At 69.5% G+C, this 17,609-nt stretch carries 6 protein-coding genes; 4 read left to right on the forward strand and 2 right to left on the reverse strand.

Annotated elements, in window-relative coordinates:
• The first annotated feature begins 107 nt into the window (after window positions 1-107).
• From IDF66_RS04155 to IDF66_RS04170, 4 genes are read left to right on the forward strand one after another with little or no spacing between them, the layout of a single operon-like run.
• Entirely contained in the window at window positions 108-13,883 is a 13,776-nt protein-coding gene (locus tag IDF66_RS04155; protein ID WP_317628584.1) for a non-ribosomal peptide synthetase, read from the forward strand.
• The gene (locus tag IDF66_RS04160) at window positions 13,880-14,140 is read left to right on the forward strand and encodes an MbtH family protein (RefSeq protein ID WP_190265806.1); all 261 of its coding nucleotides are present in this window, start codon (window positions 13,880-13,882) and stop codon (window positions 14,138-14,140) included. The genes IDF66_RS04155 and IDF66_RS04160 overlap by 4 nt, the downstream gene beginning before the upstream one ends.
• Window positions 14,133-15,218 (forward strand): ATP-binding cassette domain-containing protein, encoded by a 1,086-nt coding sequence (locus IDF66_RS04165; RefSeq protein WP_190265807.1) that lies wholly within the window; start codon window positions 14,133-14,135, stop codon window positions 15,216-15,218. Before IDF66_RS04160 ends, IDF66_RS04165 begins: the two co-directional genes overlap by 8 nt.
• A complete protein-coding gene (locus IDF66_RS04170) occupies window positions 15,218-15,997 on the forward strand; it encodes an ABC transporter permease (RefSeq protein ID WP_164308701.1) in 780 nt (259 codons plus the stop codon). Before IDF66_RS04165 ends, IDF66_RS04170 begins: the two co-directional genes overlap by 1 nt.
• A 102-nt stretch (window positions 15,998-16,099) precedes the next feature.
• Here IDF66_RS04170 and IDF66_RS04175 read toward each other — a convergent pair whose 3' ends face one another.
• Window positions 16,100-16,939 carry an anti-sigma factor gene (locus IDF66_RS04175; protein WP_190265808.1) on the reverse strand — a complete coding sequence of 280 codons (840 nt, stop codon included), beginning with the start codon at window positions 16,937-16,939 and terminating at the stop codon, window positions 16,100-16,102.
• Window positions 16,932-17,513, reverse strand: coding sequence for a sigma-70 family RNA polymerase sigma factor (locus IDF66_RS04180; RefSeq protein WP_203588675.1), 582 nt, complete (start codon window positions 17,511-17,513; stop codon window positions 16,932-16,934). The genes IDF66_RS04175 and IDF66_RS04180 overlap by 8 nt, the downstream gene beginning before the upstream one ends.
• Window positions 17,514-17,609 lie beyond the last annotated feature (96 nt).

The raw sequence follows: 17,609 nt of genomic DNA on the forward strand, positions 1-17,609 counted from the left end.
CGGCCTCGATCCGGACCAATCTGCGACGCCCGCTCACGCGAAACACCGATAGACGGCCGACGCACCGGCAACCCGCCGGGCCAACAGCCGACCAGAGGGAGGACCGCGTGACCACCGACAACGCCATCCGGACCGACATCGGTCACATCGCCCCCCAGGGCGCGATTCCGATGACCGCCGCACAACGCGGCATCTTCTACGCCCAGCAACTCGATCCCGAGGTGCCCATGTCGGTGGCGGCGTTCGCGGAGTTCCGCGACGACGTCGACGCCGATGTGATGGAGCGCGCGGTCGCCGCCACGGCGCACGAGACCGAGTCGGGACGCCTGCGGCTGATCGCCACCGACGACGGCGAGCCGGTGACCCTGGTCGACGACGACCGGACGATCATCCTCGGCCGCCGGGACTTCTCCGACGCCGACGACCCACGGGCCGCGGCGATGGCCTGGATCGACGATCACCGCTCACATGCCACCGACCTCTACAACGACGAGCTGCTGCAGACCTACCTGCTGCGCCTCGGCGACAAACACCACATCTGGTACTGCTGGGGCCATCACCTCGCCTTCGACGGCTACGCCGCGATGTACATGATGATGCGCGTCGCCCAGCATTACACCGCGATCGTCGGCGACGGTGAGGTGCCGCCAGCCCAGATCGCGTCGATGGCACAGATCGCCGGCTTCGACCGCGAGTACCGCTCGTCCGAGGCCTTCGCCGATGACCGGCGTTACTGGGCCGACCACCTTCTCGACGACGCAGGCGCCCTCCCCGAGATCACCTCGCTCTCGACGGCGACCGCGGCGGCGGCTCCCACCGCAACGGTGCGGGCGCACACCCTCCCCCAGCCCCTCGTCGAGCGCATCCGCGAGATCGCCCGCGATCACAGCGTCCGGCCAGCCTCGGTGATCACCGCGGCGGTGGCCGTCTACCTCGCGCGTTTCGCCGATCGCGACGAGGCGATGCTGAGCCTGCCGGTCGCCGCCCGCGACCGCGACATCCTGCGGACGTCGGCAGGCCTGACGTCCAACGTCGTGCCGGTGCGCGCCCGCATCGACGGATCCGGCGAGCAACAGGTCACCCTCGGCGATTTCCTGCGCACGGTGAATGCCGACGTCAAACAGGCTGTGCGCCACCAGAAGTTCCGCCACGAAGACATCACCGGCGACGTACTCGGATCGCCCGGCGGACGTCGCGGCTTCTTCGGGCCGATGGTCAACGTCATGCTGTTCTTCGAGCACATCGACTTCGGCACGCTTCGCGGCGAGCTCAACGTGCTCTCCACCGGGCCCGTCGAGGACGCGTCGATCAACGTCTACGACGGTTTCACGGGCGGCATGCGTCTCGACCTCGAGGCCAATCCGAATGTCTATTCGCCCGAGGAGATCGAGCGCCATCACGACCGGATCGTGTCCTTCGTCGAGCGGTTCGTGCTGGCCGATCCGGGCCGAGAAGTCACCTCGATCCCGTTGCTCGCCGACGACGAGGGACCCGTCGCCCGCCGATTCGCGACCGGTGACGCCGTCGACCTCGGCGACACCACCCTGGTGGATCTGCTCGCCGACTCGTTCGGGAGGCACGCCGCGCAGACCGCGATCATCGACGTCGACGGCGGGACCCTCGACCACTCGGAGTTCGCCGCCCGCGCCCAATCGGTGGCCGAGGGCCTGCGCGCCCGCGGGATCGGGCCCGAATCGGTGGTGGGCGTGGGGCTCCCGCGCAGCGTCGATCAGATCGTCGCGTTGCACGGGGTGACCCTCGCCGGTGGGGCATTCCTGCCGATCGATCCTGCCGAACCGGCGGCACGTCTGCAGCACATCCTCGACACGGCGCGGCCCGCCGTGGTGATCACCCCGGACGGCGCCGCCCTGCCCGACCACGAGGTCGACACCGTCGGACTCGACGAGCTCCGGACCGATTCCCGTCCCGGCCGCGGTCGCCACGCGGTGCACACCCCTCGCGCCGCGCAACTGCACGCCGATCATCCCGCATACGTGCTGTTCACCTCGGGCTCCACCGGAAAGCCCAAGGGCGTCATCATCAGTCACCGGTCAATAGTCAACCGGTTGTCGTGGATGCAATCCCGATACGGCCTCGACAGCACCGATCGCGTGCTGCAGAAGACACCGGCCACCTTCGACGTATCCGTCTGGGAGTTCTACTGGCCCATGATCACCGGGGCGACGATGGTGATCCCGAGCCCGGACGGCCATCGCGACCCGTGGTATCTGCGCGACGTGATCGCACGGCACGCGGTCACCACCACCCACTTCGTCCCGTCGATGCTCTCGGCCTTCGCCGCCGCACACGGCGGGGACGACGGAGTGGTCGACGATCTGCGGTCACTGCGCCGGATCGTCACGAGCGGCGAGGCACTCACCCCGGAAACCGTCGCGGCGATCGGACGTCTCACCGACGCCCCGGTCCACAATCTGTACGGCCCCACCGAGGCGGCCGTCGACGTGACCTTCCACGACCACTGCGCTTCCGATGCCGGCGCGGTACCCATCGGCGCGCCGGTCTGGAACACGACAGTCCAGGTCCTCGACCACCGCCTGGCACCCCAGCCCATCGGCGCGATCGGTGAGCTCTATCTGGGCGGGATCCAGCTCGCCCGCGGCTACCGCAACCGCCCCGATCTGACGGCCGGGCGGTTCGTGGCCGATCCGTACGGCACCGGCACTCGTCTCTATCGCACGGGCGATCTGGTCCGCCGCCGCGCCGACGGCGAGCTGGAGTACCTGGGCCGCAGTGACTCTCAGGTGAAGATCCGCGGACAGCGAGTGGAACTCGGCGAGATCGAGGCCGCGTTGAGCAGCCTGGCCGGCGTCCGCGCCGCTGGCGTGGTCGTCCGAGACGACGTGGTCGCCGACTCGGCGGCGGTCGTCGGCTATGTCAGCGGCGACGATCTGTCTGACCGCACCCTGCGGACCGAACTCGCCGACCGTCTCCCCGAGCACATGGTCCCGACGACGATCGTCGTGCTCGACGAGCTGCCCACGACCGCCAACGGCAAGCTCGACCGGCGCGCGCTGCCCGCACCGCCCCGGCCCGACTCCGCCGAACATGTGACACCGAAGGGGCCGATCGGCGAGCTCGTCGCCGACACGGTCGCCGCGGTGCTCGGCGCCGCCGACGTCTCGATGTCGGACAACTTCTTCACGCTCGGCGGCAACTCGCTGTCGGCGACCCGCGTGGCGGCCCGACTCTCCCGCTCCATCGGACGACGGATCGATCTGCGCACCGTGTTCGACAGTGCGGACCTCACCGGCATCGCCGACGCCATCGCCGCGCTCGGAGTCGACGCGCAGACCCTGCGCTCCGGTGCCGTCCGCCACGATCCGGCCCCCGAGAGCGTCGACGGGCCCATCCCGCTCTCACCCGCCCAGTACCGACTGTGGCTGGCCGCCCGCCTCGACCCGGAAGCCGCTGCCACCTACAACATCCCGTTCACGGTGCGACTGGTCGGCGAGCTGGACGTCGATGCACTGCAGGCGGCATTGAACGATGTCGTCGGACGCCACGAGCCGCTGCGGACGACCGTGTCCGAGCGCGAGGGCATCGCCTGCGCCGAGGTCGCCGACGCATCGGAAGCCCATGTCACACTGGATGTCTTCGACGCGACCGCAGGCGACCGGGCCGAGATCACGAGTGCACGCGAGTATGCCGCGGCGCCGTTCGAACTCGTGCGGTCCCTGCCCATCCGGGCCCGCCTCGTCCGGACCGGCGACGACGACCACCGGCTGACCGTCGTCATCCACCACATCGCCGCGGACGGATGGTCCCTCGCGCCGCTCGCTGCCGACCTGGCCGCCGCCTACCGCGCACGTCGCGACGGGTCCGAGCCCGACTGGCCAGCCCTGCCGCTGACCTACTCACAGGTGAGCGCGGCACGCCACGCATGGCTGACGGATTCGGGTCCCGACTCGCCCGTCGAGGCGGATCTCGAGTACTGGACCGAGCGCCTCTCCCACTCCCCGCGGGAGACCGAGCTCCCGTTCGATCGTCCCCGGCCGCGCACTCCCGATTCTGCGGGTGCCACCCTGCACGCCGGGATCTCGGCACCCCGCCATCGCGGATTGCGAACGCTGGCCGCCGACAACGACGCCACCACCTTCATGGTGCTGCACGCCGCGGTCGCCGCACTGTTGCGCACGCTGTCCACCTCGTCCGACATCGCGGTCGGCACCCCGGTCTCCGGTCGTGGCGACGCCGAGATCGACGGTCTGGTCGGCATGTTCGTCAACACGGTGGTCCTGCGCACCGAGGTGAACAAGGGAGCGGGCTTCACCGACCTCCTCGCCGACGTCCGCGGTCGCGACCTGGAAGCCTTCGCCCACGCGGACCTTCCGTTCGACCGCCTGGTCACCGACCTGAACCCGGATCGGTCCGGCAACATCCATCCGTTCTTCCAGGTCTCGGTCGCCGTCGAGGACAGCTCGGCGATCGAGCTGGAGTTCGCCGGACTGAGCGCCACCGCGTCGCGGGTGGAGATCGGGCAGACGAAATTCGATCTGCAGTTCACCTTCACCGAACACACCGACGCCGACGGCGATCCCGGCGGACTCGGCATCGACATCGACTACGCGACAGCACTGTTCGACCGCGAGACGATCGCAGGGCTGTCGGCACGACTGGTCCGGCTCATCGACGCCGTCACCGCCCGCCCCGAGATCTCCATCGGTGACATCTCCCTCCTCGACCCGCACGAGCAACTCGACCTCGTGCCCGCGGTCGGTGCGGGCAGGCGACCGGTGGAGCACCTGAGCCGCATCCTCGCCCGCGCGGTCGACGCCGAACCCGACCGGGTGGCCGTGAACGACGGTACGTCGGTCCTGACCTACCGCGAGCTCGACGCGGCGGCCAACCGCCTGGCGCGGCTGCTCATCGCGCACGGCGCCGGTCCGGAACGCTATGTGGCCGTGTCGTTGCCGCGTAGCGCCGACTGGATGATCACGCTGTGGGCCATCACCCGCACCGGGGCGGCGTGGGTGCCGGTCGACCCGAACTACCCGCCGGAGCGCATCGCGTTCATGGTCGGCGACTCCGGCGCGCGGCTGCTCGTCACCGACACCGAATCCGCGGCATCCGGCGACGTCGCCGACGATCGCGATCCGGGCCGCGACCTCCACACCGTGATCCTCGACGATCCCGCCACCGATGCCGCGCGAAAGGCACTGCCCCACGGCCCGATCCGCGCAGGCGAGCTCGACGGCCCCACGTCCGTCGACCATCCCGCCTACCTGATCTACACCTCGGGCACCACCGGCACCCCGAAGGGCGTGGTGGTCAGCCACCGCGGTCTCGCGGATTTCGCCGCACAGCAGGTGGTCCACTTCGGCCTCACCCCGCGCTGCCGCACCCTGCATCTCGCGTCCCCGAGCTTCGACGCCTCGGTCCTCGAGGTGCTGATGGCCGTGTCCGCCGCGGCGACGATGCATGTCGCGCCCCCGACCATCGTGGGTGGTGCAGAACTCGCCAACCTGATGCGTTCGGAGCGGATCACCCACGCCTTCCTCACCCCTTCGCTGCTGACCACCATGTCGCCCGAGGAACTCCCCGATCTGGCCGCACTGGTCATCGGCGGCGAACATCCCAATCCAGAAGTGGTGCGGCGGTGGTCGGCCGGCCGGGCGTTGTTCAATGCGTACGGCCCGACCGAGACCACGGTGGTGGCGACGATCTCCGAGGACATCACCCCGGACGCCCGTGCCCTCACCATCGGCCGCCCGATCCGAGGGATCGCCGCCATGGTGCTCGACGAACGGCTCCAGCCCGTCGCGCCTGGTGCCGTCGGGGAGCTGTACATCGCGGGACCCCACCTGGCCCGCGGCTACCACGGTGTACGACCGCTGACCTCCAAGAGTTTCGTCGCCAATCCGTACGGCGACCCGGGTGACCGCATGTACCGCACCGGCGATCTGGTGCGATGGAATACCGACCGGGAGTTGGAGTTCCGTGGTCGCGCCGACCATCAGACCAAGATCCGCGGTCACCGCATCGAGCTCGGTGAGATCGATGCCGCGCTGGTCACCGACGACGCGGTGCGGGCGGCGGTCACCACCACCACCGGTGAGGGCGCACAGGCGCGCCTGGTGTCGTACGTGGCCATCGAATCGGCTCAGACCGACGGCGCCGCCCCGCCGGCGGCCGGGGACACCGCCCGGGCGATCCGCGAACGACTCGCCCGCCGCCTCCCCCGGCACATGATCCCGCACACGATCATCGAACTCGACGAGATCCCGACCACGCCGATCGGCAAGGTCGACATGCGGGCACTGCCGGATCCCGCGACCGCGAACGGCTCGACCGTCGGCGGCGTGGACCATGTCGCGCCGCGTACCGATACCGAACGGACGGTCGCCGCCATCGTCGCCGACCAGCTCGGCCTCGACACCACCGACGTCGGTCGCCACCACGACTTCTTCGATCTCGGCGGGAACTCGTTGTCCGCCACGCAGATCGTCGGGCAGCTGGAACAGATCGGCGGGCGCCGAATCGCGGTCCGCGACATCTTCGACCACTCGACCATCGAGGAGCTGGCCCGACTGGCGGCGCCGGCCGGCACCGACACCGACTACGCCGACCACCGGCCACTGGCCACCCTGAGTCACGACGCCGACCTCGTCATCGCTCCCGGACCGGCACAGCAACAACTCTGGTTCCTCAACCAGCTGGCCCAGGACCCGACCGGTACCGACGCCGAATCGGGGACGGCAGGCCAGTACAACATCGCCTTCGCGCTCGACCTGCGCGGCGACCTCGACGTCGCCGCACTCGACGGCGCGCTGCGCCACGCGATCGACCGGCACGAGCCGTTGCGCACCATCTTCCCGGCCCATGACGGTCACCCGGTCATCGACATCCTTCCCGCCGACGCGGTGTCGGTGGATCTGACGCCGACCGAGATCCGCGGCGACGACTGGGTCACTGCCTCGGAGCAGCTGGCCCGCAAGGCCTTCGACCTCACGGCCCAGGCACCGATCCGAGTGGTGCTGCACCGCATCACCGATCCCGACGGTCAGGATGCGCAGGACCGACACCACAAGCTGACCATCGTCGTGCATCACATCGCTGCCGACGGATGGTCCATGGCGCCGCTCGCGCGTGACATCGCCGGCGCCTACGCGGACCTGCGAGACGGTCGATCACCGTCGCAGGCCGCCCTTCCGGTCGGTTACCGCGACTATCTCCGGTGGCAGGCCGAGAATCTGGAAGGCCGGCTCGACGAGCTGGCCGGGTGGTGGGGTCGAGAACTCGACGGTCTCGACTCCACCCCCATCCTGATCCCCGAGCCCGCACCGGACGCGGAATCCGCGGACGCCGACCCCACCACCGCCGCGGCAGACGTCGTCGAGGTGGAACTCGACGGTGCGTTGCGTTCGGCGCTCGGCGCCATCTCCGACGGCCGGACGACGGAGTTCATGACGATCCACGCCGTCTTCGCGGCGCTCCTGCACCGGCTGCACGCCGACCCCGACACACACATCGGCGGAACCCCGTCGGATGTGGTCATCGGCACCCCGGTCGCCGGTCGCACGGACCCGCGGCTGTCCGATCTGGTCGGCATGTTCGTGAACTCCGTCGTACTCCGCACCCCGGTGGACGGCTCGGCCGGGTTCACCCACCTGCTCGACGAGATCCGGCCCCGCGATCTCGAGGCGCTCTCGCAGGCCGACATGCCGTTCGAGAACGTGGTGGCGACGGTCAATCCGCCTCGCACGGGACGCCATCCGATCTTCTCGATCGCACTCGCATTCGACGCGGTGCCCGGAGTGTCGGACTCGGCGCTGGGCGTCGACGTGCACCTCGACGGACTCGAGGTGACTGCACAAGAGGTCGAGACCGGCGCTGCCCGCTTCGATCTCGAGCTGCGACTGCGTGGCGACACGGCGCGGTTCACCTACGCCACCGACGTCTTCAGCCGCCGACGTGTCGAGGCGATCGCCCGGGGCCTGGTGGAGATCACCCAGCAGATCGTCGCCGATCCCGAGCGGCCGATCGACGATCTCCCGCTGTCGGTCGACGGACCCGAACCCGTTGCGGCACTGTCGGAGCCGTGCCATCTGGCCGACATCCTGCGGTCCGCGGTCGCCGAGCATCCCGACGCGATCGCGCTGCGCGACGGCGATACGGCATTCACGTATGCCGAACTCGACCGACGCGCCGGACGCTGGGCCAATCGTCTGAGCGTGCTGGGAGTCGGCGCCGAGGACGTGATCGCCGTGGCATTGGACCGGTCCGCGGAATCGGTGGTCGCCACGTGGGCGGTCACCCGTACCGGTGCGGCCGTGCTCCCGCTCGATCCTCGTTACCCCTCCGATCGCGTCCGCCACATGCTCGATGACGCCCGGGCCGTCGTCGGGATCACCGATCCGGACCGGTTCGGCGAACTGCCGCATCATCTCTGGTGGCTGACCACCGACGAACTCGACCTGCTGCCCGTGCCGACCGACGGCGGAGACATCGATGCCGACGACGTCCGGCGGAATCCGGACACTGTGGCCTATATCGTCTACACCAGCGGCTCGACAGGGAAGCCCAAGGGCGTCACCGTGACCCACCGCGGTCTCGCAGCCTACGCCGCGGCGCAACAGCAGAACGGCGAGATCGCCGAGGGCGACCGCACCCTGCACTTCGCCTCACCGGGCTTCGACGCGTCCATGCTCGAGTTCTTGATGGCGTTCGCCACCGGCGCGACCATGGTCGTGGCCCCGCCGTCGATCTACGGTGGCGACGAGCTCGTGGACTTCCTGGCTCGTGAGCAGGTGACCCACGCGTTCATCACCCCGGCCGCGCTCGCCGCGGCGACCACGTCCGACCTCCCTGCACTGCGGGTACTCGGCGTCGGCGGCGAGGCATCGAGCCCGGCCCTGGTGGCGCAGTGGGGCGCCGACCGGCGCTACCTGAACCACTACGGGCCCACCGAGACCACGATCGTCTCGACGATCTCCCGGCCACTGCGTCCGGGCGACCCGATCACCATCGGGACCCCGATCCCCGGCTGCAACGCCCTCGTCCTCGACCATCGCCTGCAACCGGTGCCGTCGATGGTGCCCGGCGAGCTCTACCTGTCCGGCCCCGGTGTCGCACGCGGCTACCTCGGCCGCGCGGACATCACCGCATCCCGATTCGTCGCGGCGCCGGACGGCTCCGGCACGGTGATGTACCGGACCGGCGACATCGTGCACCGCGACCCCTCCGGATCGCTCGTCTACCACGGCCGCACCGACAATCAGGTGAAGGTGCGAGGCTTCCGCATCGAACTCGACGAGGTGTCCGGCGCACTTGCCGAACACCCCGACGTCGACTTCGCGACCACGCTCGTCCGGGGCACCGGGGCCGACGCCGTGCTTGCGTCATATGTGACGTTGCACGAGCACACGGATCCGGCGGCTGCCCCCAGCGGTACCGATCTGCGGAACACGGTGCGCGCTCGGCTCCCCCGCCAGATGGTGCCGTCGTCGGTCACGGTGCTCGACCGGATTCCGTTGACCACCAACGGGAAGTTGGACCGGTCGGCGCTGCCCGAGCCGGTGGCCGTCGCCGATCCGGGTGGCCGGGCACCGTCCACCGAGGCCGAGACCTCGATCATCGAGATCCTCGCGGACGTACTCGGCGTCGACGCCGGAGTCGTCTCCGCCGACGACGACTTCTTCGGCCTCGGGGGTACCTCGCTCCAGGCGACCACCGTGGTCGGTCGGCTGAACAACGTGTACCCGTCGGTGGACTGGCGGGTGCGGGACATCTTCGACACCCCGACGATCGCCGGGCTGGCCGGGATGATCCCGGCCGGTGCACCGACCGCTGCGGTGCCCGCACCTGAGGAGCCTGCTGCCGATCGGCCCCGACCGACCCGCGTACCACTGGCACCGGTCCAGCGTCGCCTCTGGTCACTGGCACGCACCGCTCCGGACGCCACCGACTACCTGATGCCCTTCGCGGTCCGCCTCACCGGCACACTCGATCCGGAGATCCTCCGCGACACTCTGATCGACCTCGTGAACCGGCATGCCTCCCTGCGCACCATCTACCCGGTGGTCGACGACACACCCGTCGGCGTGGTGCTCGACGACGCGTCCGGCATCGTCGGCGATCTCACCCCGATCGCGGCCGACGACGCCACACGCGATCGCCTGCTCGCACCGATGGATGTCACCACCGCTGCGCCGATGCGCGCCGCGGTCATCGAACGCGCCCGCGACGAGCACACCCTGGTGCTCGTGATCCACCACATCGCCGCCGACGGCGCCTCGCTGCCGGTGCTGATGGGTGACCTCGTGACCGCCTACGCCGAGCGCGTCGACGGGCGCACACAGATCTGGCCCCCGGCGATCGTCGACTACCGGGATTACGCATCCGAGGTCGCAGGCGCCGGAGACGTCTCGGATTCCGTCGAACAGGACCGGCGCTACTGGGCCGACGTCCTCGCCGGTGCACCGGCCGAGACGACGGTGCCCGTCTCGTCCCCGGCCGATCGACCCGACGGCGGCGAAGGAGCGTCGGTGGTGACAGCGGTGGACGACGACCTCCGCGTCGCGCTCGCCGAGTTCGCCCGTGAACGCTCGACGACACCATTCGCCGTGCTGCACACCGCACTCGCCGTGCTGCTGCATCGCCTGGGACTGGGAGACGACCTGGTCATCGGCACCCCGGTGGCCAACCGCGCACCGCGTGGATCCTCGGCGGGCTACGAGCGTGTGGTCGGTATGTTCGTGAACACCCTGGCGCTGCGCACCCGCCTGACACCCGAGGAATCGGTGACGCATCTGCTCGACGCGACGCGGGCCGCCGACCTCGAGGCACTCGACCATCTCGACGCGCCTTTCGACGACGTCGTCACCGACGTCAACCCCACCCGCGAGATCGGCAGGCATCCCCTGTTCCAGATCGCGTTGTCGGTGCACGACTTCGCCGAGTCCTCGCTCGCGGGTGGCGGGTCGATCCCGATGACCGACGGGCTCACGCTCGGGCTGTCCGAGATCGGCACGCGCACCGCGAAGTTCGATCTGCAGTTCACCGTGACCGGGATGGCCCCGTCGGCGTCTGAGGCGGCCGTCGAGCTGACCTACGCGACCGCACGGTACTCGAAGGCCGATGCCGAGCAGATCGTCACGCGACTGTTGCGCGTCGTCCGCGCCTTCATCTGCGACCCGGGCCGTGCGGTCGGGGACATCCGGATCACCGACCCGCTCGAGGTCGCCGCGGTCAGTCCCGCCACCGGCCCCGATGCGCCGCCGCAGGCCACCTTCGGCGAACTGCTCGCCGACGCCGTACGGCGCAATCCGGAGGGCTGGGCCGCGGTCACCGACGGCGATGCGATCACCTACGCCGACCTGGACGCACGATCGAACCGCCTGGCCCGGGTCCTGCTCGGCCGCGGGGTCGGTGACCGACCGGAAACCGTTGTCGCGATGGCCATCCCCCGGTCGATCCAGGCGATCGTGACGATCTGGGCGATCATCAAGTCCGGCGCCGCCTATGTGCCGGTCGACCCGACCTACCCGCCCGAGCGAATCCGCCACATGCTCGACGACAGCGGAGCATCGATGGTGGTGACCACGTCATCGAGCCGCGTGAGCTTCGGCGACGACCTCCACCTCCCGATCCTGCTGCTCGACGACCTGTCCACCCGGACCCGGTTGGGCCATTCCTCGCCGACCCCCATCCGGGAGAGCGAGCTGGCCGCGCCGATGCGGCCGGATCAGTTGGCGTACATCATCTACACCTCGGGTTCCACCGGCCGCCCGAAGGGCGTCCTGGTGCCGCACAGCGGACTCGCGGCCGTCCACGCGGAGCTCCGGACCCGGATGCACCCGGACAGCGAATCGCGCGTCCTGCACTTCGCCTCGCCCAGTTTCGACGCGTCGGTGCTGGAGTTCCTCATGGCCGCCGCAGGCGGTGCGGCCCTGGCGATCGTGCCGCCGGGGATCTACGGGGGCACCGAACTCGAACGCTTCATCGCGCGCCATCAGGTCAGCCACGCGTTCATCACGCCTGCCGCGGTGGCCACCATGGACCCGGCCGCGGTGCCGCGCCTGCGCGAGCTCGCCGTCGGCGGCGAGGACTTCGGCTCCGAGCTGGTCCGTCGCTGGGCGCCCGGCCGCATGATGTTCAACGTCTACGGTCCCACCGAGACCACCGTGATCATCACCGGCAGTACCGCATTGGACCCGGGCGGGCCACTGACCATCGGAACCCCGAACAACGGGGTCGGCGCCCTGGTGCTCGACCGGCGACTGCATCCGGTGCCCACCGGGGTGGTCGGTGAGCTCTACCTCATCGGCGACCAGGTCACCCGCGGCTATCACCGGCGGCCACAGCTCACCGCCACCAGGTTCGTCCCGGCGCCGATGGTCACCGGCGACGCCTATGCCGGCCGGCGGATGTACCGCACGGGCGACCTGGTGCGGTGGACCGCGGACGGCCGCATCGAGTACGTCGGCCGCGCCGACAACCAGGTGCAGGTCCGCGGGTTCCGGATCGAGCTCGGGGAGATCGACGATGCTCTCGCCGCCCATCCCGCAGTCGATTTCGCGGTCACCGTGGTGGACGAGTCCGCCGGCGCCCCGACGTTGCGCAGTTACCTGACCACCTACCCCGGCGCGACGATGGACAGCGACGACATCCGCGCCCATCTCGGATCGCGGCTGCCGCGGCACATGCTGCCGTCGTCGATCACCCGGCTGGACGAGGTACCGCTCACGCCGACCGGCAAACTCGATCACTCGGCGCTGCCGGCCGCCTCCGGGTCGTCACCGTCCCGCGCGCCGCGTCCGGGCATGGAACAACAGATCGCCGCGGTCTTCACCGACGTGCTGTCGCTCGACGACAACTCGGTCGGCGCCGACGACGGCTTCTTCGACCTGGGCGGCAACTCGCTGATGGCCACTACCGTCGCCGCCCGACTGGGCGACCTGCTCGGCTGCGAGGTGCCCGTTCAGACGTTGTTCGCGGCGCCGACCGTCGCCGAGTTGGCAGCGGTGACCGAGACCGCGGGCCGCCGGGCCGGTGCCGATCCCGATGGCACGCCGTCGATCACCGGCGTCGGTTTCGATCCGCTGCTGACGCTGCGGCGGACACCTGCAGGCCCGGAGCCGGCACAGCCCCCACTGTTCGTGATCCACCCGGCGATCGGCCTCTCGTGGAGCTTCGCATCGCTGCTGCCGCACGTGGCACCAGACCGGGCTGTGCACGGACTGCAGAATCCACTGCTCACCGGTGGGCCTGCGGCACAGACCATCTCCGAGCTGGCCGCCGACTATGTGGCCCGAATCCGCACCGTCGCCCCGCACGGGCCCTATCACCTGGTGGGCTGGTCACTCGGCGGACTGATCGCCCACGAGGTGGCGATCGCCCTGCAGGCAGCAGGCGACGAGGTGGCGCAACTGGTGCTGCTGGACTCGTTCGTGCTCGCCGACCGCCCAGACCTCGCGACCGAGCCCTCGGTGGCGGAACTGCTGGCCGAGTTCGGCATCGCCGCCGCCGACGACGGGCGCGAGCCGTCGGTCACCGAGGCGTGGCAGGCCGTGCGCGCCGCGGGCGGGCCCCTGGCCGGACTCTCCGAGGCCGACTTCGAGGCCGTCCACCGAACGTTCCGGCACGCGACACCACTCGCCGCGCACTGGCGTCCCGGCATGTTCCGCGGCGACATGACGTTCGTGACGGCGGCCGGTGACCCACCGCCGGGGCGACCTGCGGTGGACGACTGGCGCGATCACGTGAGCGGCAAGATCGCCGAGACCGTGGTGCATTGCACGCACGCGCGAATGCTGCTGCCCGAGAACGTGACCGGATTCGCGGCCGCGATCGAGGGGACGGCGGCACCCGCCACCACAGATCTGAACACCGATGACGGAATCGCCAACGAGGAGGAAGCATGACAAATCCGTTCGACGACACCGAAGGGGTGTTCTTCGTACTGGTCAATGACGAAGGGCAGCACTCGCTCTGGCCCGAGTTCGCACCGGTACCGGAGGGCTGGCGCATCATGCACGGCCCCGCCGGGCACGATGACTGCCTCGCCTACGTGGAAGAGCATTGGCGCGACATGCGGCCGGCCAGCCTGATCCGGGCGATGGAGTCGGCCGCCGCAGCAAAGGAGAGCGAGGATCGCATTGGGACGGCACAGCATGATTGACGCCACCGATCACACCGACGACACCGACACCGGGACCGGGACCACCGGTGACGCGCACGCCCTCCGGCTGATGGGCGTCCGGAAGACCTACCGTTCCGGACTCTTCGGGCGCGGGCCGCGGGTCCATGCACTCGACGGTCTGGAGCTGACGGTTCCCACCGGAACCGTCCACGCGCTCCTCGGACCCAACGGCGCAGGCAAGACCACCACGGTCCGGACCGTCGCGACCCTCCTCCGGCCGGACGAGGGCGAGGTGGAGGTCTGCGGACTCGATGCGGTTGCCGAACCCGACGCCGTCCGTGCCCGGATCGGCGTCTCCGGCCAATATGCCGCCGTGGACGGCACTCTCACCGGTTTCGAGAATCTCCGCCTGGTCGGCCAGCTGTACAAGCAGTCGCGCGGCGAGGCCTCCGATCGCGCCCGCGAACTGATCGCGGACCTCGCGCTCGAGGACGCCGCCGACCGGCCGATGCGTACCTACTCGGGTGGCATGCGCCGCAGGCTCGACCTCGCAGGCGCGCTCATCAACCGACCGGAACTGATCATCCTGGACGAGCCGACCACCGGTCTCGATCCCCGTGGCCGGCGTCAGATCTGGGAGGTGATCGAGACCCAGGTAGCGGCAGGCACGACCGTGTTGCTGACCACCCAATACCTCGAAGAGGCCGATGCGCTCGCCGATGCCATCACCGTCATCGACCACGGGCGCGTGCGGGCACAGGGCACCGCCGACGAACTGAAATCGACCACGGCACAGTCACTCCTGACCATCGAGGTTCGCGACACCGACGATTCCGACGAGCGATCCGGCCTGGTCGCCACCACTCTCGCCGAGGTCGGACTCGGGATGCCGAGCCGGCTGGGGCCCAACCGCTGGTCGGTGCCGGTCGCCGACGGCACCCGAAGCGGCGTCGATGCCGTGAAGATCTGTGACCGTGCCGGGATCGACGTGGTCGACGCCGAGGTGACCACGCCGACTCTCGACGACGTGTTCCTGCGTCTGACCGGCAGACCCGAGGACGACGACCCGGACGCAGGCCAGGCCCGGGCCCGCACCGAACGATTGGAGCGAGTGTGATGTTTGCCGACACCGCCGTCATCGTCGAACGCAATCTCCTGACCGTCCGACGTATCCCGACCCTGCTGGTGAGCGCCACGATCCAGCCGCTGATGTTCGTGTTCCTCTTCGCCTACGTGTTCGGCGCCACCTTCGGTGGCGGATCGTATCGAGAGTTCCTGATGGCCGGGATCTTCACCCAGACCGTCGTCTTCAATGCCGCATTCACCACGGTCGGCCTGGCCAACGACATGTCCGATGGCATCATCGACCGACTCCGGTCCCTGCCGATGTCCCGGCTCGGTGTCATAGCGGGCCGGGTCACCTCGGACATGCTGCTCGGGATACTCGGTCTCGGGGTGATGGTGGCCTGCGGCCTGGCCATCGGCTGGCGCGTGCGCGGCAGCGCTCTCGACGCGGCCATCGCATTCGGGGTCCTGTTGCTTTTCGCACTCGCGATGGCCTGGATCGGTGCGGTGACCGGATTGGCTGCGCCGAATGTCGAAGTGGCCCAGAGCATCGGGTTCCTGTGGATGTTCCCGGTCACCTTCTTGTCCAGCGCGTTCATCTCGGCGCAGAGCCTGCCGGGATTCCTCCGGCCGATCGCGGAGTGGAATCCGGTCACCGCCGTCGCCACCGCCTGTCGCCAGAAATTCGGCAATGCCTCGCCGCCCGATTTCCCGGCACCCACCGGCTGGGTGGCCGAGCACGCGGTGAGCTATTCGATCGGCTGCAGTGTCGCCATCCTGGCGATCTGTATCCCGTTGTCGCTCATTCTCTACCGCAAGTCCACCGCGTAGGGGTTCCACCGCGTAGGGGTCCACCACAGCGGACCACATGGGCGTCCCCGCGTCGGCTCACGCCGGCGCGGGGATGCTTCGGTCTCGCACACCCGGGAGTCGCTAGATCGGGATCTGGCTGAGGATCGGCGTGGTGGGCTGAGCCGACCCGCCCCGGGGTTCGATGGTCACCGCCAACACCTTCGAGTTGTCGAGTGCGTCGACGAGCGTCGGTGCGTTCGCCCCGCCGGGCGGGATGTGTCCGGCCGAGACCGGATTGTCCGCCTTGCCGACGAGCCAGAGTTGGTATTCGCGGTCGTCGGGAATCGGATTGCGCAGGTCGCGCAGAAGGGCGACCGCCTGATTGCGTTCGCGCGAGGTCACCACGGACATCGTGCCGCGGTCGTCCTGCAGGTCACCGACGGCCAGTTGGGCGTCGGGCGCCTTGAGCACGTCGAGCACCTGCTGATCCGATTCCGCCACCGTGGAGGCCGGAGGCGTCTCGGGAGCGGTTGTCCGGCCGACGATCACACCGGCACCGAGCGCGACGACGACCGCGGCGGCGGCCGCCGCGACGACGGCCCACCGTCGGCTGCGGCGATGGGCGTCCATCGACACGACATTGCCCGCTGTCGGCGCATCCGGCTGACCGCTCTGCGAGGGTACGGGTTCGACTGGCCCGCCGACCGCGGCGCCACCCGCGTCAGGTGCCCCGGTGTCGACGGTGGCCGCGAAAGCGGCCTCGAGAACGCGGTCGCGCAATGTGTTCGGCGGATCGAGCGCGTATGAGCTCGCGAGATCGGCCATCGCCGAGCGGGTGTCGGCGATGCGGCCGTCGTAGATCCGACGCTCCACCGGCGACAAGCCGTCCAATTCGCGCTGTACCCGGGCGTTCTCGGCTGCGGTGAGGATGTCCACGGCGAAGAGTTCGACGTGGTCGTCGAGCCAGTCGGTGTCAGGCATCGTTCTGGCTCCTCAGGCAGTGGCGCAGCTTACGCAATCCATCCCGGATACGGGATTTGATGGTGGGCAACGGTGTCGAGGTCTGCTCCGCGACCTCGGGATAGCTCATTCCGCTGAAATAGGACATCTCGATGCTATCCCGTTGCAGATCGGTGAGCCGGTTCAGACACGTCCGGAGTTCGTCGTTCTCCTCACGGTCCACCACGATCTCCAGCGGCGCAGGCGTTCCCGCGGGCGACTGATTGGTGGCGCCGTACTCGGCGACCTTGCGGTGCTGCAGCTCTTCGGTCCGCACGCGGTCGACGGCCCGTCGGTGCGCGATCGTCATCATCCAGCTGATCACGGTGCCTCGCGCGGGGTGGTAGTCGGCGGCCTTCTGCCAGAACACAAGATAGGCCTCCTGAACCACCTCCTCGGCGTAATTGCGGTCGCGCACGACGCGGAGGGCCAGGCCATAGATTCGGGCGCTCGTGAGGTCATACAGACGCGCGAATGCACCTCGGTCGCCGCGCGCCGAATCGGCCAGTAGCGTTCGGAGGAGATCGGTGTCGTTACCCGCACCTGTGGAAGTCACTCCACCACGGTAGCCAAAGAGTCCCACCTCATGCGCGGGTTCACCGTGTCCCGAGCGGCTCACGGAACGGTCAGGTTCATCACCTAGACTGAGCAG

The organism is Gordonia hankookensis, from assembly GCF_014673215.1.
In the GTDB taxonomy this organism is placed as follows: Bacteria; Actinomycetota; Actinomycetes; order Mycobacteriales; family Mycobacteriaceae; genus Gordonia; species Gordonia hankookensis.

Coding starts and splice junctions, on each gene's coding strand:
- IDF66_RS04160 (WP_190265806.1), top strand. CDS start 13,880: ATGACAAATCCGTTCGACGACACCGAAGGGGTGTTCTTCGTACTGGTC.
- IDF66_RS04165 (WP_190265807.1), top strand. CDS start 14,133: ATGATTGACGCCACCGATCACACCGACGACACCGACACCGGGACCGGG.
- IDF66_RS04170 (WP_164308701.1), top strand. CDS start 15,218: ATGTTTGCCGACACCGCCGTCATCGTCGAACGCAATCTCCTGACCGTC.
- IDF66_RS04175 (WP_190265808.1), bottom strand. CDS start 16,939: ATGCCTGACACCGACTGGCTCGACGACCACGTCGAACTCTTCGCCGTG.